The 20952-nt window shown below is 74.6% G+C and carries 12 protein-coding genes and 1 pseudogene; 7 read left to right on the plus strand and 6 right to left on the minus strand.

Annotated features, from left to right (window positions below):
- Positions 1–306: pseudogene (locus tag I6A81_RS14560) on the plus strand (hypothetical protein); the annotation flags it as partial.
- A gap of 131 nt (positions 307–437) precedes the next feature.
- Entirely contained in the window at positions 438–1367 is a 930-nt protein-coding gene (locus I6A81_RS14565; protein WP_203006371.1) for an acyl-CoA thioesterase, read from the plus strand.
- 313 nt (positions 1368–1680) lie between these two features.
- On the opposite strand, the gene I6A81_RS14570 is transcribed toward I6A81_RS14565, so the two are convergent.
- From I6A81_RS14570 to I6A81_RS45560, 4 genes are all read right to left on the minus strand, one after another.
- Positions 1681–3219: an NAD(P)/FAD-dependent oxidoreductase gene (locus I6A81_RS14570; RefSeq protein WP_203006372.1), complete on the minus strand. Its 1539-nt coding sequence runs from the start codon at positions 3217–3219 to the stop codon at positions 1681–1683.
- Between the two features lie 390 nt (positions 3220–3609).
- Entirely contained in the window at positions 3610–4473 is an 864-nt protein-coding gene (locus tag I6A81_RS14575) for an ABC transporter ATP-binding protein (protein ID WP_307874667.1), read from the minus strand.
- Complete coding sequence (locus I6A81_RS14580) at positions 4457–5533, minus strand: taurine ABC transporter substrate-binding protein (RefSeq protein WP_203010205.1); 1077 nt, start codon at positions 5531–5533, stop codon at positions 4457–4459. The genes I6A81_RS14575 and I6A81_RS14580 overlap by 17 nt, the downstream gene beginning before the upstream one ends.
- Before the next feature lie 236 nt (positions 5534–5769).
- Positions 5770–6642 (minus strand): ABC transporter permease, encoded by an 873-nt coding sequence (locus tag I6A81_RS45560; protein WP_203006374.1) that lies wholly within the window; start codon positions 6640–6642, stop codon positions 5770–5772.
- A 500-nt stretch (positions 6643–7142) separates the two neighbouring features.
- Here I6A81_RS45560 and I6A81_RS14590 point away from each other — a divergent pair, with 500 nt between their 5' ends.
- The gene (locus I6A81_RS14590; RefSeq protein ID WP_238430553.1) at positions 7143–8057 is read left to right on the plus strand and encodes a TauD/TfdA dioxygenase family protein; all 915 of its coding nucleotides are present in this window, start codon (positions 7143–7145) and stop codon (positions 8055–8057) included.
- A 34-nt stretch (positions 8058–8091) separates the two neighbouring features.
- Here the strand turns inward: I6A81_RS14590 and I6A81_RS14595 are convergent, their stop codons facing one another.
- On the minus strand, positions 8092–10404 hold the full coding sequence (locus I6A81_RS14595) for a glycosyltransferase (protein ID WP_203010206.1): 2313 nt from the start codon (positions 10402–10404) through the stop codon (positions 8092–8094).
- Positions 10405–11180: 776 nt separating this feature from the next.
- Between I6A81_RS14595 and I6A81_RS14600 the strand changes: the two genes are divergently transcribed.
- The 4 genes from I6A81_RS14600 to I6A81_RS14615 all read left to right on the plus strand — a co-directional run bounded on the left by I6A81_RS14600 (position 11181) and on the right by I6A81_RS14615 (position 19807).
- Positions 11181–12893: a hemolysin family protein gene (locus I6A81_RS14600; RefSeq protein ID WP_203010207.1), complete on the plus strand. Its 1713-nt coding sequence runs from the start codon at positions 11181–11183 to the stop codon at positions 12891–12893.
- On the plus strand, positions 12890–13972 hold the full coding sequence (locus I6A81_RS14605) for a hemolysin family protein (RefSeq protein ID WP_203000652.1): 1083 nt from the start codon (positions 12890–12892) through the stop codon (positions 13970–13972). The genes I6A81_RS14600 and I6A81_RS14605 overlap by 4 nt, the downstream gene beginning before the upstream one ends.
- Before the next feature lie 364 nt (positions 13973–14336).
- Positions 14337–17006, plus strand: a complete 2670-nt coding sequence (locus I6A81_RS14610; protein ID WP_203000650.1) for a protein kinase domain-containing protein — start codon at positions 14337–14339, stop codon at positions 17004–17006.
- Positions 17007–17236: 230 nt separating this feature from the next.
- Entirely contained in the window at positions 17237–19807 is a 2571-nt protein-coding gene (locus tag I6A81_RS14615) for an Hsp70 family protein (RefSeq protein WP_203000648.1), read from the plus strand.
- A 110-nt stretch (positions 19808–19917) separates the two neighbouring features.
- On the opposite strand, the gene meaB is transcribed toward I6A81_RS14615, so the two are convergent.
- Positions 19918–20868: a methylmalonyl Co-A mutase-associated GTPase MeaB gene (gene meaB, locus I6A81_RS14620; RefSeq protein WP_238428431.1), complete on the minus strand. Its 951-nt coding sequence runs from the start codon at positions 20866–20868 to the stop codon at positions 19918–19920.
- Between the last annotated feature and the right edge of the window lie 84 nt (positions 20869–20952).

Here is a 20952-nt window from a genome sequence, read left to right on the forward strand (position 1 = left end):
GACGACGCCGGCGGCGGCCTCGACGACGCGTTGCGCCAGGCCAGGGCGGCCGTCGAGGCCAGGCTGAGCCGCTACCCGGCGGGCACCGAGCCGGTGGCCGAGGCCGAACGGTTCGAGGAAGATGCCCGCCGGCTCGCGAACGGGCCGGCCAGGCAGGCCGACGCGGCCGGTGGCACCGACGCGGCCGGAGCCACCGGTGCCGGTGACGACAGGGCCGGTGAAGACGGCGCGGCCGGGCCCAAAGCGACCCAGAACACGGCCCACCAGGGCATTGATCCTGAGCGGTTGGCGGGACCGGACGAGTAACGTCGGGGAACGTCTGGCGGATCACGGGCGGGCCGCCCAGGCCGCACCGGGCCAACCGGTCCGGGTGACGCCGGCCGTCGGGCCAGCCGAGCCTGGCGGCGGGCGGCGCGGCGGATGTGGCGGAGGTCGATGTGGGCACGGCGGTCACCGACGGAGCAGGCTCCTTCCTGAACCTGCTCACCCTTGAACAGCCTGAGCCTGACCTCTTCCGGGGAATCAGCCACGAAGGCGCCCCCCTGCGGGCGTTCGGGGGCCAGGTAGCCGCGCACGCGCTCGTGGCCGCCACGCGGACCGTCGACCCCGACCGCCCGGTGCACTCGTTGCACAGCTACTTCATCCGCGGCGGCGACACCACCATCCCGATCGACTACCAGGTCGACCGCATCCGCGACGGGAAGTCGTTCACCACCCGCAGGATCACCGCCGTCCAGCGGGATGAAGCGATCTTCGTCCTCTCGGCCTCGTTCCACCGGCACGAGGACAGCCCGATCGAGCATCAGCGGCCCGCGCCACGCGTCCAGTCGCCGCCCGACGGCCAGCCGCTGTTCGACGGCCGCAAGCCAGCTGACTCCGACCACGCGGACCCCTACGACACCGACAAGCGCGCCGAGCAGCGGCGCGCGGCCTGGACCCGGCGTGGCTTCGAGGTGCGGGTGGTCACCGGTTCCGGGGAGGGCGAGCCCGTCGACTCGGACGCGCTGTTCTCCAGCGAGCCCGCCCCCGCCCGGATGCGGGCCTGGCTGCGGGTCACCGAGAAACTGCCGGACGACCAGCACACGCACGCCTGCGCGCTCGTCTACATGTCGGACCTGACGCTGTCGCACTCCATCCTCGGGCCGCACGGCGGCATGGCCAGCGGCATGGCGCTCACGTCGCTCGACCACGCGGTCTGGTTCCACCGCCCGTTCCGGGCCGACGAATGGCTGCTGTTCGACCAGGCAAGCCCGACCGCGTCCGTCGGCCGCGGCCTGGCCGTCGGCGAGTTCTTCGACACCAGCGGCCGCCTGGTCGCCAGCGTCGTCCAGGAGGCCCTGGCCCGCCCGCACCGGCACTCCCGCTGATCCGGGACCCCCGGAAAGCCAACGGCCCTCGGCACGCACTGCGCGCCGAGGGCCGAGCCATACATTCCGTGCGTCCGCCGCCGGGTCCGAGACGTAACGCCGCCGAACACCCAGGCCTCCGCTGGTCCGCAACCAGGGCACCTACCTGAGGCAGGGGGAACCTCTGGTTCTCAGGCCTACCCCGGTACCAGGCTGGTCGGGGCCGCCCAGCGCCCCGACGGCGGAGCCGGGGTTCCTGCCGGATCGGCGGAGCTCGCGGAGCCGATCTGGGAGGTCCGGATGGTCGCCCCTGGGCGGCCTTGAGCCGACCGCCTCAGCGGGAGGTGCCGCCGACGCGGGAGCGGGCGGCGTCGAGGACCTTGCGGGGCAGCACCGGCGCGTCGCGGCCGGTGCCGAGCGAGCCCGCCGGCTTCGAAGCACCGGACGAGGACGCCTTCTCCTCGTGGTACTCCTCCTCGACGTTGACCGTCCAGACGTCGTGCTCCGTGCCCTTGGCGATGTTCTCCGCCGTGAGCATGGCGGTGTACATCGAGTGGTCGGCGTTGTTGTACCGGAACATGCCGTTACGGCCGACCGGGTGCACGTTGCCGGCGTAGTCGGTCAGCCAGCCCCGGATGACGTCGACGTTGGCCTGGTAGCGGTCGTCGTAGATCGGGTACGCCTTCGGCTGGCGGACGACGTAGCCGTCCTCGATGTCCCGGTACTTGACCAGGCCGAGCCGGTCGAGCTCCTGCTTGCCCTGCTCGATGAGCGTCTCGTCGGACGCGGTCCAGTCGGCGTCGTTCTCGAACACCGTGTACTCGAGGCCGAGCACGTTGCGGCCGTCCTTGACCAGGTACGGCGACCAGGAGGCGAAGTTCTGGATCCGCATGGTGCGCACGCTCGGGTCGTGGATGTAGATCCAGTTGTCCGTCCAGGACACGGCGCTGGACGGCACGACGAGCGCGACGGTGAGGAAGTCCCGGTAGCGCAGGTCCTGAGCGGCCTTGAGCACCCGCGGCGGCACCGGCGGGTCCATGATCTCGACGAGCTGCGAGATCGGCATCGAGGAGATGACCTCGGTCGCCGGGTAGACGTCGGTACCGCCGTCGGCACGCGCGGCGACGACCTCGTAGGCCTTGCCGTTCTCGTGCCGGATCTTGGTGACCTTGGTCTCCATGATGACCTTGGAACCCTGCGCGACGACCTTGTCGCGGCAGACCTCCCACATCATCCCGGGGCCGTACTTCGGGTACTCGAACTCCTCGATGAGGGAGGTGATCTCCTTCTGGTTGGTCTTCGGCTTGACCGCGTTGAGGATCGCGTTGCCGAGGTTCAGGCTCTTGATGCGCTGCGCGGCCCAGTCGGCCGGCATCTCGCTGACCGGGACGCCCCAGACCTTCTCGGTGTAGGTCTTGAAGAACGTCCGGTAGAGCCGCCAGCCAAAGCGGGCGACCAGCCAGCTCTCGTAGTCCGTCTGGTCCTTCGGAGGGCTGACCCGGGCGCGCAGGTATGAGGCGATGCAGACCGCGGCCTCCTTGGGACCGAGGTTCTGCAGCGCGTTCACGGCCTTGATCGGGTAGTCGTAGTACTTGCCCTGGTAGAAGATCCTGCTCTTGCGCGGCCGCAGGAGGAAGTCCTCCTTCGGCAGGATCTCGTGCCAGAAGTCCTCGACCCGCTGGACCTTCGAGAAGAACCGGTGGCCACCGATGTCGAACCGCCAGCCGTCACGCTCTACGGTCCGGGAGATGCCACCCACCTGGGTGTCGGCCTCGAGAATCGTCGAGGGGATCCCGTACCGGTGCAGTTCGTAGGAGGCGGTCAGACCCGCCGGCCCTGCTCCGATGACGACGACGTCTACGTTTTCCGACATCAAGACTCAGCCGTTCCTTGGGTGTATGACGAGGGCGACGACGCCGGTCGCGCCGCCGGTGCACCCGCGGGTGCATGAGCGACCCACAGTTGATCACTCGGCGTGACGGAGCCGACGGCAGTGTCCCTCGCGGCGTGCGCAGCATGCCAGCGGTGGGGGCGTATCGCCCTGGGGAGGGCGAGCCGCTCACGCATCGTTGACTCCGCTTCTAGTTCCAGAAGTCGCGGGGACTAAGGAGGGTGGCGGACGTGGTTATCCGCTTCGCGCACACTGTAACTGGCCGACAGGACGGCGAATCGCACGGGTCCGCCCCGCCACGCACGGTCGCCGGGACGGCCGGCGGCCGCGCCCGTGCCCAGGTCAGTGGCCGGCGCGGCCCGCCGCGGCGGGTCAGCCTCCGGCCGCCGTCCTGATCACCCGATGGACGCGGTCACGAAACGTGACGAAATCTGGCTCCGAACGGAGGTCTTCCCGGTCAGTCCGGGCGCCGAAACCGCCGAGCTCGTCGAAGATGACCCGACCAGGCCTCGCGCTGAAGGCCACCACCCGAGTGCCCAGGTAGACGGCCTCCTCGACGCTGTGGGTGACGAAGACCACCGTCGTCCCCGTCGCCGCCCACACCCGCAGGATCTCGTCCTGCAGCCGCTCCCGGGTGAGCGCGTCGAGCGCGGCGAACGGCTCGTCCATCAGCAGCACCCGGGGCCGCCCACCGAGCGCCCGGGCGATCGCCGCGCGCTGCTGCATACCGCCGGACAGCTCGTACGGCGGCCGGTCGGCCACGTCCGACAGGCCGACCAGCGCCAGCGCCTCGTCGGCGATCCGCCGCCGGTCCGCCCGCCGCATGCCCGCGAGCCGCGGCCCGAGCGCCACGTTGGACCGCACGGACAGCCAGGGGAACAGCCGCGGCTGCTGGAACACCACCCCGCGGTCCGCGCCCGGCCCGGTCACCGGCGCGCCATCGGTCGCGACGGTGCCCGTCGTCGGCGCGACGAACCCGGCGACCAGGTTGAGCAGGGTGCTCTTGCCGCACCCGGACGGGCCGATGAGGCAGACGAACTCGCCGGCCTCGATCTCCAGGGACACGTCGTCGAGCGCGTGGCGGCGCGCGCCCCGGCGGCCGAACCACTGGCTGACCCCGGTCACCGAGACCGCCGCCCCGCGCCTGGCCTCGCCCGAGGGCCCGGCCGTGGCCGGGGCGGTCGCCCCGGCCACGGCGTGGCCCAGCGGACGGGGGTCGTCAGCCGGAGAAGGCACTGTCCAGGTCCTCGACGCCGAGGCCGGCCCGCAGGGTGTCCAGCGTGGGCACCGCGTCGATCGCGGCCTGGGTCTTGAGGAACTCGGCCGCGCCCAGCAGGCCGTCGGCGAACTTGCCCGGCGCGGCCGGGGTGCCGAAGTACTCGGCGCCGAGCTGCTCGTCACCGGTGAGGAAGACGAGGCCCTTGGTCTGCGCGAGCGCCTCGTCCGGGGTGATGTTCAGCTCCGCGGCGATGGCGGCCGAGGCCTTCGCCGGGTCGGAGTCGATCAGCTTGACGGCCTTGTCCTGCTGGCGCAGCCACTCGGCGAGCGCGTCCGGGTACGCCTCGGCGAACTTCTTCGTCACGACGCCGAGGTCGAACGTCGGGTAGCCCGCGGCGGCGAGCTTCGCCGAGTCGGTCAGCACGGTGCCGGTCTTCTTCAGCTCGTCGAGCGTCGGCGACCAGACGTAGGCGGCGTCGATGTCGCCACGCGTCCAGGCGGCCAGGATGTCCGGTGGCTCGAGGTCGACGAGGGTGACCGCGCTCTGGGCGACGCCGGCCTCCTCGAGAGCGGCGAGCAGGCTGTAGTGCGCCGTCGACGCGAACGGCGTGCCGATCTTCTTGCCGGCCAGGCCCGCGACGTCGGTGATCCCGGCGTCGTTACGGACCACCAGCGACTCGGCCGGGCCGATCACGTCGTGGATCCAGGCGACCTGGTAGGGGATGTTCAGCGGGGCGGACAGGCCGCGGGTGACGGGGCTGCTGCCCGCGAGGCCGATGTCGACGGAGCCCGCGATGACGGCCGTGTTCACGTCACCACCGGAGTCGAACTTCGTCCAGGTGATCTTCGTCCCGGGGAGGGCGGCCTCGAGCCAGCCCTCGTGCTTGACGATCAGGTCGCCGTTGGGGATCGCCTGGTAGGCGATCCGGATCTCGCTGGGCGCGCCGGCCGGCCGGCCGGCGCCGTCCGAGGACGAGTCGTCGTCCGACGAGCAGGCGGCGGCGCCCAGCGTCACCGCCAGCGCGGCGGCGGCCGTCGCCGCCAGCCATCTGTGGCCCATGGCCTTACCGAGTCGCATCGCTGTCTCGTCCTTTCGGGGATTGCCTCCGGCCAGGCGGCGCGGAGAAGTTCCATGAATCCGGTGGGGTTGGTGGTAATAGCGGCGGCGCGCCCCCCGGGACCGGGCGGCGCCGGGCGGGGGCGGCCGGGGAACGAGGCGGACGAAGGCGCGGGAGGACGCGCCGCGAGGCGGGCGGTCCTTCAGGCGGGCGGTCCTTCAGGCGGCCTGCCCGGCACCGGAGATGCCCGCGCCGGTCACGCGACGCCTCGCCAGGGGGTGGCCCGGTTCTGGACCCAGCGCAGGATCGCGTCCAGCGCGATCCCGGACAGGCCGAGGACGATGATCCCGAGGATGACCACGTCGGTCTGGTTGTAGCGCTGGGCGTCCCGGATCATGCCGCCGATGCCGGGGACCCCGTTCACGGTCTCGGCCGCGACGACCGACGTGTAGGCGACGCCCACGCCGAGCCGGATGCCCGTGAAGATCTCCGGAAGCGAGGCGGGCAGCACCACGTGCAGGGTCACCTGCCAGCGGCTGGCGCCGAGCGAGCGGGCGCCGTTGACGAAGTCGCGGTGCACCCCGCCGACGGCGGTCGCCGTGGCCACGGCGACCGGCGGCATGGCGGCGATCACCAGCAGCCAGACCTTCGGGCTCTCGTCGATCCCCAGCCAGATGATCAGCAGGCTGAAGTAGGCCAGCGGCGGCAGCTGGCGAAGGAACGTCAGCCCCGGCTCCAGCGCCCACCTGGCCACCCGCACGCCGCCGACCAGCAGGCCCAGCGGAACGCCGATGGCGGCGCCGATGGCCGATCCGAGCAGGATCCTGCGCAGGCTGACCCACAGGTGCTCGTGGAGCAGGTGCCCGCTGTAGCCACGGATCCCGTCGTGCACGGTGGAGGTCCTGACCAGTTCGTCGGCCACGGCGGCCGGCGACGGGACGAACACCGGGTCCCAGATCCGCAGCGCCGCGACCAGCCACCACACGCCGACGAGGAACGCCGTCGACCCGAGCACGGTCAGCGCCCGCCACGGCACCCCGAGCCGCCGGCGCCCGTCATCGGGCGGCCCGGCGGCCGGGCGCGGCGCGGCGCTGGTCTCGGCGGCGCCTCGGCTGTCGGTGACGGCCACGGTGTTGGTCCTCCTGGGCGGCGACGGGGCGGCAGGGCGTGACCGCCCGCGGCGCGACCAGGGTCGGCCGGCTCGGTCTCGGCTCGCTGTCGGTTCGATCTCGGCGGTTGTCGGCTCGGCGCCGGCGCGGCGGACACGGCGCGGCGGCGCGGCGCCCCGGATGAGGAGCCGGGCCGCGAGGGCGGGGAGCGCGACGGGCGCGGACGCGCCGCTGGCCGGGCGGGGCGGTCGGCCCTGCCCGGCGCGCTGGCGCGTCGACGCGCCTAAGGGTCGACGCGCCTAAGGACAGCGCATACGCGTCACCCGGCACAGGTCGACGTACCCGTGCCTGGCCAACCACGGCACGAACGCGTGCCGGGCCGCGGCGCCGCGAACGCGCGTCCCGCGCGTCGGGGAGGGCACCGCGGCTGGCCTGGTCATGGTGGGCGAGTATGACGAGCGGGACGAACCGGCGTCAATACCTACGCATCAGGTCGACAAAGTGGGCTAACCTGCCGCCCATGCTCACCGCGCCGGCACCCAGCCGTTCCACGATGCCCGCCGGCTCCACCAGGGCGGCGCTGGACCTCGAGCCGGTCACGCCGACACTCGGCGCGCGGGTACGCGGAATCGACCTCGCGGCCGATCTCCCGGACGAGGCCATCGGGGCCATCGGCGCCGCGCTGGTCGCCCACAAGGTGCTCTTCTTCCCCGGCCAGCGGCTGGACCCGGACAGCCAGATCGCCTTCGCCCGCCGGTTCGGCGAGCTGACCTCGTCGCACCCCGTGATGGCCCCGCTCGACGACGCGCACCCACAGCTGTGGGAGCTCGAGGGCCAGGGCGGCGGCCGGTCGGACGAGTGGCACACCGACGTGACCTTCGTGCGCCGCCCGCCGCTCGGCTCGGTGCTGCGCGCCGTGCGGCTGCCCGCCCACGGCGGCGACACGCTGTGGACGGACCTGCAGGCCGCCTACGACTCGCTCTCCGCGCCGGTGCGCCGGCTCGTGGACGAGCTGACCGCGCTGCACGACGGGTCGGCCGAGTTCTCCGGCTACCTCGCCGCGCGCGGCGGCGAGGGCAACCTGTGGGACGGCGAGCGGATCCGGTCACTCGCGCCGGTCGAGCACCCGGTGGTCCGTGTCCACCCCGTGACCGGCCGGCGCGGGCTGTTCGTCAGCCCGGCGTTCACCACCCGGATCGTCGGCGTCTCGGCGGCCGAGAGCCGCGGCATCCTCGACCTGCTGTTCGCCCACCTCACCCGGCCCGACATCCAGATCCGCCACCGCTGGTCCGACGGTGACGTCGCGTTCTGGGACAACCGCTCGACCGCGCACTACGCGACCTTCGACTACGGCGACTTCAACCGGCTCATGCACCGGGTGACCATCAGGGGCGACGAGCCGGTCGGTCCGGCGGACCCGCGGGCCGCCGCGTAGCGGACCGGTCGGCCCGCGGGCCGGCGCGCCCCGGTCAGCCCAACAGAATCATCACCACGGTCGTGAACAGGACGACGGCGGCGATCGCGGCCCGCAGCCAGCGGCGGGCGGCTCGCCTGGACCAGTCGGCGCCGCAGGCCGCCGCCGCGGGCTCGGCGGCGGCGAGCAGCACCGCTCCGGCCCACAGCGGCACCGCCACCAGGGCGCGGTCCGGCCGGACCACCGCGACGAGCACCGCCGCGGCGAGCCCGGCCGCGCCCAGCGAGACGGGCAGCAGCAGCGGCGTCCAGCCGTCCGCGGTCAGCCCGGCCGCCGGCCCGCGCCACCGGGTCCTTCGCGGGCCCGTCGCCGCGCGCGGGCGCCACCGTCCCAGCGCGCCGAACCGGCCACCTGGGCCGAACGTGCCCGGGCGGCCGGGCCGGCCCGGGCCGCCGGGCGACCGCCTCGCCACCGGCCGGCCGGACCCCGCGGGCCGCCTGGCCGGCCCAACGGGCCCGGCGCGCCCGGCCACCGCGCGGCCCGACGGCCCGGCCGCCTTCGCGACCACGGGCGGCGGTGGGGCCGACGACGGGGCGACGATCGGCAGCGGGTTCTCGACCAGCGCCGACGGCGTCACGTCCGGGGCGGCGTCAAGCCTGCCTCGGCCGCCCACGATGGTGACCCGCGCCAGCGCCAGCACCGACAGCGGGATCGATACCAGCCAGCCGGTGAGCGCCGCCGCCGGGCCGTGCCCGCCGAGGCCGGTGACCGTGAGGCCGAAGACGACGGCCGCGGCCAGGTACGGCAGCCCGAAGCCGCACCACTCGCCGGCGTCGGTGCCGGTGGCCAGCCGCCCGCCGCCGAGGACCACCAGCGCCGGCCCGAGCCACACCCCCGCCTGTAGCGCGGCCAGCAGCGGCAGGGCCGCGTCGGCGAGATGGTGCGCCCGCTGCCAGCCGGTGAGCCCACGCCTCGCCAGCGGGTTGTCGAACAGCAGGATGCGCAGCCGGTCGACGGCGCGCAGGACGGTCAGCCGGGCGGCCGTGGCCGTCGAGCGGGCGGCCCGAACCATGATCACATCAGGGTGCTGCACGCTCGCCCAGCCCGCGGTGTGCAGCTGATAGGAGGTGCCGGGCTCCTCGGTCCCGCCACGCTCGCTGAACCCGTCGACGGTCTCGAGCGCGACCCGGCGGTACAGCGTGCCGCCGCCGGCGCCGCCGACCGCGCCGTCGCGGTCCCGCGCCGCGGCGACCAGCTGGGCCAGCCGGGGGACGGGCCGGTCCGGCAGCGGCCCCTGCCCGGCGGGGCCCGCGCGCCACGCCCCGGCGACCAGTCCGACCTGGGGGTCGCGCAGGTAGCCGAGCAGCTGATGGGCGGCGTCGGGCGTGACGACGTCTCCTGCGTCGAGCAGGAGGATCGCGTCGCCGTCGGTACGCGCCAGCGCGGCGTTGAGCAGGCCGGGCCGGCTCGGTGGGCCGTCGGAACGGATCAGGCAGGTGACGTCGAGCTTGCGGGTCAGCGCCTCGACGGACCGCCAGCCGCCGCGGCCCCCGGCTGTCCCCCGGCCGGGCCCGCCGAGGCCCACGCCGGCGTCCCGACGACCAGCGTCCCGACGACCACCGGCCGGGCCGTCACCGGCGCCCCCGTCCGCGACCCGGGTGTCCGCGAGCAGGTAGACCCGGTGCGGGTAGGTGATGCCGTGGGCCGAACGCAGGGTCCGGTCCAGGTCGCCGAGGGGCTCGTCACGCAGGACGACGAACACGTCCAGGGTTCCGGCCGGGGACGGCGGGCGCCGGACGAAGCCCCGGTTCACCCGGCCCGCGCACACCGCCAGCGCCGTGAGCACGAGGTAGAGCGCGAGCTCGGCGACGAAGCAGATCACGCCGGTGACCCCCGTGCCGCCAAGGTGGCCGGCCCGCCAGCCCAGGTAGGTGGCGCCCGTGAAGACCAGCGCCCCACCGGCGAGCGGCGCCACGACGCCGGCCGCGGTCCGCCCCTCCGGCGCGAGGTGCCACCCCACCCGGACCGGCGCCGCGACCTCGGTCCCCACCTGCAGGCCGGCGTCCGTGCCCGCGCCGGTGGTTGGCTCGGTGGCCGCGGCTGCCCCCGCCGCGCCTGGCTCCTCGGCGCCGGCCGGTGCCGCGTCGCCGGTCCCGGCGCCCGCCGGGCCGACGACGCCGCCGCCCGCGGCACCGTCGCCCACACGGCCGTCGTCCACGGTGGTGTCACTCACCACGCGGCTGGCCACCGTGCCCTCGGGCGCGCTGGCCGCGCCCGCGGCCGGCGGGTCCGCGTCCGTGACCGTGGCGGCCGCGTCCGTGACCGTGGCGGCCGCGTCCGTGACCGTGGCGGGGCCGGCGGGTGCCACGGCCGGCTCCGCGCGGCGCGGCGACGGCACGGCGACCGGACGGTTCACCGGCGCGCCGGGAGCGGCTTCCCGTTCCTGGGCGGCCGCCGCCCCCGGGTCCGCCGGGGACTTCTGGTCCGTGTCGGCCGGTCCGAGGGCGGGCGGGCCCTTGCCCGCCGGGTCGGCGACGCGGGCGCCGGTCGCGCGTCCGGCCCCGCCACGCCGGCCAGTCGCGCCCCGGCCAGTCGCGCCCCGGTCTGAGGTGCCTCGGCTGGAGATACCCTGACCCGAGGCGCCCTGGTCTGAGGCGTCCTGGGGGGCCGTGGCCCGGTCGGTCCGACGGGCGGCTCCGTCCCGGTTGGCTCGTCGGCCAGCCATGCCCACCCCTTCCGAGCACACAGTTTCATAGTCATCACGGAAGGTAACAGCACAGAAGATCAACGAGGGTAACCCCGCACAGCGCGACGGTCCGCGAGGGCGCCCACGCGCCTCGGCGGAGGCCTGAGGCATGGCGCTGCCCGACGGGCTGACATATCGTGATCACTTGCGGCATCCGGGCCCACGGCCCGTGGGCCGCCCCTCACCGGCGGCTCCTCGGGCCACCTCATCGCGGACACCACATGCCACGCGCCCGACCCGGGCAACAGTGATGGTGTGTCATGCGTTGAGTCAGGTGGCCGAGGAACGGCCGTTGCGCCACGCTGGACGACGACGGAAGGGATCATGAACGCCTCGGGCGATACCGGCTGTAGTCCGAACCGACCTTTGCGTGTGGGAGCGCCCGCGGAGGTCGAAAGATGACCCAGGCGCTCCTTCTCCTGCTGGGTGTGTTGTTGCTCGCCGGCTGTGGGCTGTTCGTGGCGGCCGAGTTCGCGCTCGTCACGGTCGACCGGGCGAGCGTGGAGCGCGCGGCCGAGGCCGGCGGCCGCGGGGCGCGCGGCACGCTCAAGGCGCTGCGCACGCTGTCCACCCAGCTCTCCGGTGCCCAGCTGGGCATCACCCTGACGAACCTGGGCATCGGCTATCTCGCCCAGCCCGCCCTCGCGGAGCTCATCGACACCCCACTCGGCTGGCTCGGCGTGTCCGAGGGCCTGGCCGACGAGTTCGCCGTGGTGCTGGCGCTCATCCTGGCGACCGCGCTGACGATGGTCTTCGGCGAACTGGTACCGAAGAACGTGGCGCTTGCCCGCCCGCTGGCGACCGCGGAGGGCACGCAGCGCTTCCAGCGCGGCTTCACCCAGGCGACCCTGCCCATGATCAAATTTCTGAACGGCGCGGCCAACGTGCTGCTGCACCGGTTCGGGATCAGCCCGCGCGAGGAGCTCGCCTCGGCGCGCACCGCCCAGGAGCTGTTCTCCCTGGTGGGCAGGTCCGCCGAGCACGGCGCGCTGGCCCGGGAGACCGCGACGCTGGTGCAGCGCTCGCTGCTGTTCGGCGACCGGACCGCTCAGGACGTGATGACCCCCCGGGTCCGGATGCGTTCGATCAGCGCCGACGAGCCGATCTCGGCCGTCGTCGAGCTGACCCGGCGCACCGGGCACTCCCGGTTCCCGGTGCTCGGCGAGGACAGCGACGACGTCGTCGGCCTGGTCCACATCAAGCACGCCGTCGCCGTGCCGGAGGACGCCCGGGCAGAGACCCCGGTACGGACGGTGATGGCGCCCACGGTGACCGTCCCGTCCAGCCTGCCGCTCGAGCCACTGCTGGAGACGCTGCGCGCCGGCGGGCTGCAGATGGCCATCGTGGTCGACGAGTTCGGTGGCACCGACGGCCTGGTGACCGTCGAGGACCTGATCGAGGAGATCGTTGGCGACGTCGTCGACGAGCACGACCGGGTGAGCCCGCGCGCCGTCCGCCACCGCGACGGCAGCTGGGCGCTGTCCGGCCTGCTGCGCCCGGAGGAGGCGGAGGAGCTGACCGGCGTCCACGTGCCGACCGACGACGCGTACCAGACCCTCGGCGGGCTGATGGCCGCCGCGCTGGGGCGCATCCCGGCGGCCGGCGACACCGTCGAGATCGCCGGCGTCCGCTACACCGTCGAGCGGATGGACGGCCGCCGCGTCGACCGCGTCCGGGTGGACCCGCCGGCCGCCGGCCGCTCCCGCGCCGCCGCGGGGCCCGACGACCCGGACGGCGCCCATGGGCAGGACGACCCGGTCGCCGACGACGACCGGTCACCGGTCGCGACGCACCCGTCCGGCAACGGGCGGCGTCCCGGTGGGCAGCCGCGCGCCGGCGCGGAGGGCTCCGGCGACCGCCAGGCGGACGACGGGCTCGCGGAGGGTGACACGGTGGTCGACGCCCGCCGGCCGCTGCCGCCGGCCCACCCACCGCGCGCGCACGGCCGCACCGGCCAGCACGCCGCCGGTGACCACGGACGGTCCCTGTTCCGCGCCGGCGAGGCCGGCGGCCAGGCCAAAGGTGGCTTCAGGCCGGGCGGGCGGGACCCGCGCGGCCTGAGCTTCGGCGGGCCGGCCGTCGACCGCCTCGGGCGGGAGGGCTGGCGATGAGCGACCTGGTCAAGCTCGGGCTGACGGTGCTCCTGCTGCTGGCGAACGCCCTGTTCGTCGGGTCGGAGTTCGCGCTCATCTCGGCGCGGCGGACGGCGATCGAGCCGCTCGCGGCGGAGGGGTCATGGGCGGCCAGGATCACACTGCGCGCCATGGAGCACGTCTCGCTCATGCTGGCCGGCTCGCAGCTGGGGATCACGGTCTGCACCCTGGGGCTCGGCGCGCTCGCCGAGCCCACCATCGCCCACCTGATCGAGGGCCCGTTCGAGGCGGTCGGCCTGCCCAGCGCGGCCCTGCACCCGGTCGCGTTCGTGATCGCGCTGGGACTGGTCACCTTCCTGCACGTGGTGATCGGCGAGATGGTGCCGAAGAACATCGCGCTGGCCATGCCGGACCGGGCCGTGCTCGTCCTCACGCCGCTGCTCGCCGGCTTCGTCTGGCTGCTCCGCCCGGTGATCTTCACGCTCAACTGGGTCGCCAACGCCTGCCTGCGCCTCGTCCGGATCGAGCCGAAGGACGAGGTCGCGAGCGTCTTCACCCGCGACGAGGTCGCCGGCCTCGTCGACGAGTCGCGCCGGGAGGGCCTGCTCGAGGCCGACGAGCACGGGCTGGTCAGTGGCGCGCTCGCGTTCGACGAGCGGACCGCGCGCGACGTGCTGCTGCCCCGGGAGGGCCTGGTGACGGTGCCCACCGACATCACGCCGCGCGAGATCGAGCAGCTGGCGGCGAGCACCGGCTACACCCGCTTCCCGGTGCACGACTTCGCCGGCCGGCTCATCGGCTACCTGCACCTCAAGGACATCCTGGAGACCCGGCCCGAGCGGCGGGCGTCGCCGGTCGCGGCGAAGTGGCTGCGGCCGCTGACCCACGTCGTCGAGGACGCGACGCTGCGCCAGGCGCTCGCGACGATGCAGCGCTCGGGGGCCCACCTGGGCCAGGTGGTCGACGAGCAGGGCGAGTCGCTCGGGCTGGTCGCGCTGGAGGACATCCTGGAGGAGCTCGTCGGCGAGATCCGCGACGAGGCGGCGCGGCGCCCGCCCCGCCTCGTGGCCGCCCCGGCGACGCCCCGCCCGAGCTGACCGGCCGCGCTGGAAGCGGATAGGCGCGGCTACCCGCTTCCAGCCCCGCTTCCAGCCGCCTCGGCGCGCCGGGAACGACCGGCCCCGACGCGGTCGCGGTGTTCCCAGGGCCGGCCCCCACCCGCGTCCACGTGCGCTGTCGGATGAGCGTCATCTGCCAGGTATCAAGGAAATCGAGGTACCCGGCGCGGACGGGGCGGCGTAGCGTGTGGGATCGTGCCGCCTAGGTCGGTGGCGCGCCTGTTCCGGCAGGCGGCGGCGCCGTCCACGGGAACCGGCGCACCCAGTGCCACGGCGTCCGGCGGGCGCGACATCGACGCGCGTCGTCATCTCAACACGACCGGCAAGCAACGGGGAGGAACCGGTGGCGGGATCGACTCCACCCCCGGTGCAGGGCAACGCGCCCGCCCCGCTGAACGCCACGGACCCGCGCCGGCTGGGCAACTACCAGATCGTCGGCCGGCTCGGCCAAGGCGGAATGGGCACCGTCTTCCTTGGTCGCGGCGCAGACGGCGTGGCTGTCGCCATCAAGGTGATCAAGCCTGAGCTGGCCGCCGCGCCGGAGTTTCGCAGCCGGTTCCGCCGCGAGGCCGAAAGTGCCCGCCGGGTTCGGCGGTTCACCACCGCCGCGGTCCTCGACGCCGACCCCGACGGCCCGTCGCCCTACCTGGTGACGGAGTACGTCGAGGGCCCGACGCTGTCGAAGATGGTCGCGCGCCGCGGCCCGATGCGCCCGGCCGACCTGGAGCAGCTGGCGCTGTCGGTGGCGACCGCGCTGTCGGCGATCCACGCCGCGGGCATCGTGCACCGCGACCTGACCCCGGCGAACGTGCTGCTCTCCCCGGTCGGCCCGAAGGTGATCGACTTCGGGCTGGCGCGCGACTTCGAGGGATCCGGCGAGTTCAGCCGCACCACGAAGCACGCCATCGGCACCCCGGGATACATGGCGCCCGAGCAGATCCTGGACTCCCCGGTCACCTCCGCGGCGGATGTGTTCGCCTGGGGGGCCATCACCGTCTTCGCCGCCACGGGCCGGCCGCCGTTCGGCGAGGGCCGGATCGAGGCGCTGCTCTACCGGATCCTCTACGAGCCCGCGAACATCACCGGCGTCCCCGCTGAGCTCGCCGGGCTCGTCGACGCGGCGCTGCGCAAGGAGCCCGAGCGGCGCCCCACCGCCGAGGCCCTGCGGATGGCGCTGATGAGCGGCACCAGCCTGCCGGCGGACCCGGGCAGCGCGGCCCAGCCGACGCCGCCCGAAGGCCGGGGCGGCAAGGACGGCGGGCGGCGGCGGCGGTTCGGCCGCGGCCGCCCCTCAGGCACCGGCGACGCCCCCGTCAGCGGCGGCGCGCCCGGCTCGGGGTCGCGGGCGGCCGCCACCGGCCTGCTCACCCCGCCGCCGGGAGCTCCCCGGGCGGCGACGACCGCCTCCGGCGCCCCGCCGGCGCCGACCACGCCAGGCTCGCGCGCCCCCGGCGCCCCGATTCCAGGCACGCCGGCTCCGGGGCCAGCGCGCGGGCCGGCCCCCGGCCCGCCGCTGCCGCCGCCCCCACGCCCGCCGGCACCTGGTTCGATGGCGTCGGGCTCCCCCACGCCGGCGTCCGAGCAGGCCCCCTTCCGCCCCTGGTCCACGCCACCATCCGGTCCGGCGGGGCCGACGGTCAGCCGCCAGGCGCCCCCGTCCCGGCCGGACCTGCCGGTGCCGGAGAGCCGGAACGGGGCCCGCGGATCCGGCCGGCGCCGGGTGGCCCTGGTCGTCGCCGGGCTGGTGGTACTCGGCGCCGTCGCCGTCGGCGTCCCGCTGGCGCTGTCCGGCGGCGGTGGCGGCGGGAACGGCGACGTGTCGGCGGCGCGCCGGGCCGAGCTGTCCACCGCGCTGGCCCAGCAGGCCGACGCCCTGCGCGCGAGCGACCCGGAGCGGGCCGCGCGGCTCAGCCTCGCCGCCTACCGGATCGAGCCGACGGCCGACGCCGAGCGGGCGATGGTCGCCTCGTTCGCCGCGGCCTCCTGGGTCGACCTGCCGGGCACCGCCGCGGCCTACACCGGCGGCGCGCTGTCGGCCGACGGCCGGTTCGCCGCGGCCACCGACACCAACGGCCACCTGCGGCTGTGGGACCTGTCCAGTCCGGCGAGCCCGACCCAGGTCGCCGACGTCGCGCTGCCGGCGGGCAGTGGCACGCCGGACGCGGCCGGCCCGCTGTTCCTGCCCGACGCCGGCCTGGTGACCGCCGGGGCGGTCGGCCACACCTGGACGCTCGGCGACCCGGGCGCCCCCACGGTGGTCGGCGACATCCCCGGGCAGGTCAGTCAGCCGCTACAGCTGTCGGTGTCCGGCGACGGGAAGCTGCTGGCCATCGCCAACCGGGGCCAGGACATCGAGATCTGGAACCTGTCCAACCCGGCCGCGCCGACCCACGTCGGCTATCGGCGCATCCCGGGCATCGTCACCGACATCGCGATCAGCCCGGACGCGCGGATGCTCGCGGTCGCCGAGGTAGACGGCACGGCCACCCTGTTCGACATCACCAACCCGGCCGATCCGGTCGAGCGAGGGCAGACCGCGGGCCAGAGCCAACAGGTGAACGCCGTCGCCTTCCTCCCCGACAGCAAGCGGCTGGTCACCGGTGGCGATGACGGGACGGTCCGGGTCTGGGACCTGGCCGACCCCGCCAGCCCCAAGCAGGTCAACGAGCTGCGTGGCCGCGGTTCCGCCGTGGTCGACGTCGTGCCCGTCGGGTCCGGCTACCTGGCGAGCGCCGAGGCGGACGGCACGCTGCTCGGCTGGGACCTCGCATCCCCGTCCCCCGCCGGGTTCACGCTCGACAGCGAGAAGGCGCGCCGTGACCTGGCCGCGGACGGGACCGGGACGCGGCTGCTCAGCGTGCCCGAGGAGGATGCCGGCACGCCGGCGGTCGGGACGACCGACCCGGCGCAGCTCGTGGCCGTCGCCTGCCAGAACCCGGCGAACCGGATCGACGAGCAGGAGTGGAACGACCGCGTCACCGACCTCGCCTACCAGGACCCCTGCGCGGGCTGAGGGAGCGTGTGCGGCAGGTGGCGAATACCCGACAACGGCGGGACCAGGATCTCGTCGGCCGCTGAAGTGGGAGTAGGAAGGCCCGTCCAAGGGCCGCGGCGCCGGCGAGGGCGCCTGAGGGTGTTACTCACTCAATAAGGACGGCTGACCAGGAATCGCGGGCGACGCTCGGCACACGAGGGGCACGGGCGCGTTCCGGGGAAGCACGGCAGGAAGCACAGGGGATAGCCATGGGCTACCAGCTCGGCATCGACGTCGGGGCGGCCAACACCGTCGTCGCCGTCTCCGACGGTGACTGGCCGCAGATACTCACAATCGCGGGAGGCCCGTCGATACCGACGGTTCTGTACTTCCCGACGTCCGGGACGGTCATGTTCGGCCGCGCCGCGGCGCGGCGCGCGCTGGCCGACCCGGCGCGTTCCGCGGAAGCCTTCATGCGCCGGATCGGTGACTCGAGCCCCATCATGGTCGGCGGCGGGGCATACGCCCCGGAGGGCCTGCTGACCCGGTTCCTGGAGCGAGTGATCGCGGCCGCGGCGGAGGCCCGCGGCGCCAAGCCCGACCAGGTCGTCGTCACCCATCCGACGAGCTGGAACTCCCGGCGCCGGGAGCTGTTCACCGAGGCGCTCGACCGGCTGGACACGCTCGACATCCCGGTCGTCGCGGCACCCGCCGCCGAGGCGCTCGGCGCGGTGCTGTCGAGGCGCGCGACCAGCAGGACCCCTGGCCGCCCGGCCGACCTGATCGCCGTGTACGACCTCGGCGCCGGTTCGTGCGAGGCGGCCGTGCTCTCGGTCACCGACTACGGCGCCGACGTCGTCGGCTCGCCGACCGGGTTCGCCCACACCGGCGGCCTCGACCTCGACACCGTCCTGCTCGAGCACGTGCTGTCGGCGGCCGGGCAGAACCCGGCAACGCTCGACCGCTCCGACCAGGCGACGGCGACCGCGCTCGGCCGGCTGCGCGCCGAGGTGATCGCCGCCAAGGAGACGCTGGCCGCCGACGACGAGGCGTCCATCCCGGTCACGCTGCCCGGAGTGTTCACCTGGGTGACGCTGCGCCGCGACGAGCTGGAGCGGCTGGTCACCCCGGCCGTCGAGGACAGCGTGCGGGCGCTGACCCGCACCGTGCGCTCGGTGCCGGCGACGGCCGAGCAGCTGTCGGCGGTGCTGCTCTACGGCGGCCTCACCCGGATGCCGCTGGTCGGCCGGCTGGTCCGGGCCGGGCTGCCCGGCGCCGGGCGCTACGAGCAGCCTCCGGCCGAGGATCTCGCGCTCGGCGCCGCGCTGCTCGCGGCCGGGATGGCCGAGCAGGCGGCGCTGGCGGCCGGCGGCCCCGCGACCGCGCTGATCGGCCCGACGACCTCCCAGCCACCGGAGGCGGGGTCCTTCCCTGGTGTGTCGTTGCCGCCCTCGGGCCCGTACCCCGGCGCGCCGTCGGCGGCGGGCGGCGCGTACGCCGGGCCGCCGTCGTACGCCGGCGGGGCGCCCATGGGCGCCGCGGGGTCGGGCGACGGCGAGGCGACCGCGCTGGTCACCGCGGCCTACCAGGGGTTCCCGGCGGCCACCACCGGCGGGCCGCGCCCCACGGGTGACGCGCCGATGAGCGCCCATCAGACGGCCTACGCGTGGGGCGCGGGCGGCGCGGCCGGCGCCGGCAGAGAGGGCCAGCACGGGGCCGGCGGGGCCGGCGGCGGGCCAGCGCCCGGCGGCCGGCGGCGGGACAGCGGGGGTCGGCGCCCGGGCGCGGTCGCGTCGCTGCGCACCCGCGGCGGAATCGCCGCCGCGGTCGCGGCGGTGGTGTTCGTGGCTGGCGGCGCGGCGCTCGGGCTGACGCTGACGAACTCAAGCGACGACAACAAGATCATAACGGCGGAGCCGACGGTCGCGCCCACCGTGACCGCGTCGTCCGGTCCGCCGACGACGCCGACTCCCGACCCGGCTCGCAACCTGGTCCGGGTGGCGGACTCGGACGAGGTCGCGCCGATCAGCCAGCGCGCGTTCACCGACTTCCGCCAGCAGGAGAAGAACGTGTCGGTCTCGTTCGACCCGAACGTGACCGACACCGACCAGGCCTTCGGCAAGCTGTGCTCCGGCGAGGTCGCGATCGCGGGCGCGTCCTACGAGCTGGACCCGAAGTTCGCCGCCGACCCGGCCTGCAAGGACGAGGTGGTCGCCTTTGAGATCGCGCACCACACCCTGCCGATCATCGTGAACCCGGCGAACACCTGGGTGGGCTGCATGAACCTCGACACCTTGAAGAAGGTGTGGGGGGCGGGCTCGACCGTCACCAAGTGGAGCGACATCAACAAGTCGTGGCCAAACGAGCCGATCAACTTTGTTGGGCCGAAGCCCGACAGCGTGCAGGCGCAGGTGTTCAACTCCAACATCAGCGGCTCCAAGGACCAGGGCCGGACCTACACCCCGAAGGACCTGGGTGGCATCGCGCAGACCGTGGCGAACGACCCCAACGCGTTCGGATTCCTCGACTTCCCGACATACCAGACCTTCGGCGACCAGCTGAAGGGCCTGCTCGTCGACGGCGGCGAGGGCTGCACCCCGCCGAACGCCATCACGGCCGGCACCGGAGCCTACGTCCCGCTCTGCAAGCCGCTGTTCGTGTACGCCCGCCTCGACGCGCTGCATGACCCGGCCACCGTCGCGTACCTGCGCTACTACCTGCAGAACGCACAGACGATCACGCAGCAGACCGGCTACGTCGGCCGTTCCGACAAGACGACGCAGGACAACCTCGCCCGCCTCGACGATCTCTCCCAGGGCGTGGGACCCGTGACCGCCTGACAAGGACCGACTGACAAGGACCGGCTGACGAGGACTGACTGACGGAGGCGGCTGGTTCCTGACCAGCCGCCTCCGGCCTTTCGGGGAGCCGGCGGGCGGCCAGCCCGGGCTCAGTCCGGTTCGGCGCGCTGGGCGGCCGGCTCGGCGTAGGCGGCGAGGATCGCGTCGGCGGCGAGGCTCGGGGTCAGCGCGCCGTCGCGGACCCGGCGCTCCAGGTCGGGCGCGAGCGCGCGGACCGCCGGGTGGGCCCGCAGGTCGGCCAGCAGCCGGTCGTGCACCATCGCCCACGTCCAGTCGACCTGCTGGCGACGCCGCCTGGCCGCGAGCAGCCCGGCGGCGTCGAGCAGGTCCTGGTGGGCGACGACCTGCGCCCACACCTCGTCCAGGCCCTTCTTCTCCATCGCGGAGCAGGTCAGGACCGGGGCGCGCCAGCCGTCGTCGGGGGCGCGCAGCATCCGCAGCGCGCCGGCGAGCTCGCGGGCGGCCCGCTGCGCGTCGATCTCGTGCGGACCGTCGGCCTTGTTCACCGCGATCACGTCGGCGAGCTCGAGCACGCCCTTCTTGATGCCCTGCAGCTGGTCGCCGGTGCGCGCCAGCGTCAGGAACAGGAACGTGTCGACCATGTCGGCCACCGTCGTCTCCGACTGGCCGACACCGACCGTCTCCACGAGCACAACGTCGTAGCCGGCGGCCTCCATGATGACGATCGCCTCACGGGTGGCCTTCGCGACGCCGCCGAGCGTGCCGGCCGTCGGCGACGGCCGGATGAACGCGTCCGGGTCCGCGGACAGCGCCGCCATCCGCGTCTTGTCGCCGAGGATGCTGCCGCCGGTGCGGGTCGACGACGGGTCGACGGCGAGCACCGCGACCCGGTGGCCCGCGGCGGTCAGCATCGAGCCGAGCGCGTCGATGAACGTCGACTTGCCCACGCCGGGGACACCCGTGATCCCGATGCGACGGGCCTTGCCGGTGTGCGGCAGCAACTTCACCAGCAGCCGCTGCGCCGCCTCCCGGTGGTCGGCCCGGCTCGACTCGACCAGAGTGATCGCCCGCGCGACCATCGTCCGGTTGTTCGCGAGCACCCCGTCGGCGTAGGCGTCGACGTCGACGGGGCGGCGGGCCGAGGCCGGCTGGGGGCCGGGCAC

This window comes from Frankia nepalensis (assembly GCF_016786325.1).
Taxonomy (GTDB): domain Bacteria; phylum Actinomycetota; class Actinomycetes; order Frankiales; family Frankiaceae; genus Pseudofrankia; species Pseudofrankia nepalensis.

Excerpts from the sequence above, each read along its gene's own strand:
- I6A81_RS14570 (WP_203006372.1), bottom strand. The coding sequence starts at position 3,219 with ATGTCGGAAAACGTAGACGTCGTCGTCATCGGAGCAGGGCCGGCGGGT.
- I6A81_RS14580 (WP_203010205.1), bottom strand. The coding sequence starts at position 5,533 with ATGCGACTCGGTAAGGCCATGGGCCACAGATGGCTGGCGGCGACGGCC.
- I6A81_RS14590 (WP_238430553.1), top strand. The coding sequence starts at position 7,143 with ATGCTCACCGCGCCGGCACCCAGCCGTTCCACGATGCCCGCCGGCTCC.
- I6A81_RS14600 (WP_203010207.1), top strand. The coding sequence starts at position 11,181 with ATGACCCAGGCGCTCCTTCTCCTGCTGGGTGTGTTGTTGCTCGCCGGC.
- I6A81_RS14605 (WP_203000652.1), top strand. The coding sequence starts at position 12,890 with ATGAGCGACCTGGTCAAGCTCGGGCTGACGGTGCTCCTGCTGCTGGCG.
- I6A81_RS14615 (WP_203000648.1), top strand. The coding sequence starts at position 17,237 with ATGGGCTACCAGCTCGGCATCGACGTCGGGGCGGCCAACACCGTCGTC.
- meaB (WP_238428431.1), bottom strand. The coding sequence starts at position 20,868 with ATGGTCGCGCGGGCGATCACTCTGGTCGAGTCGAGCCGGGCCGACCAC.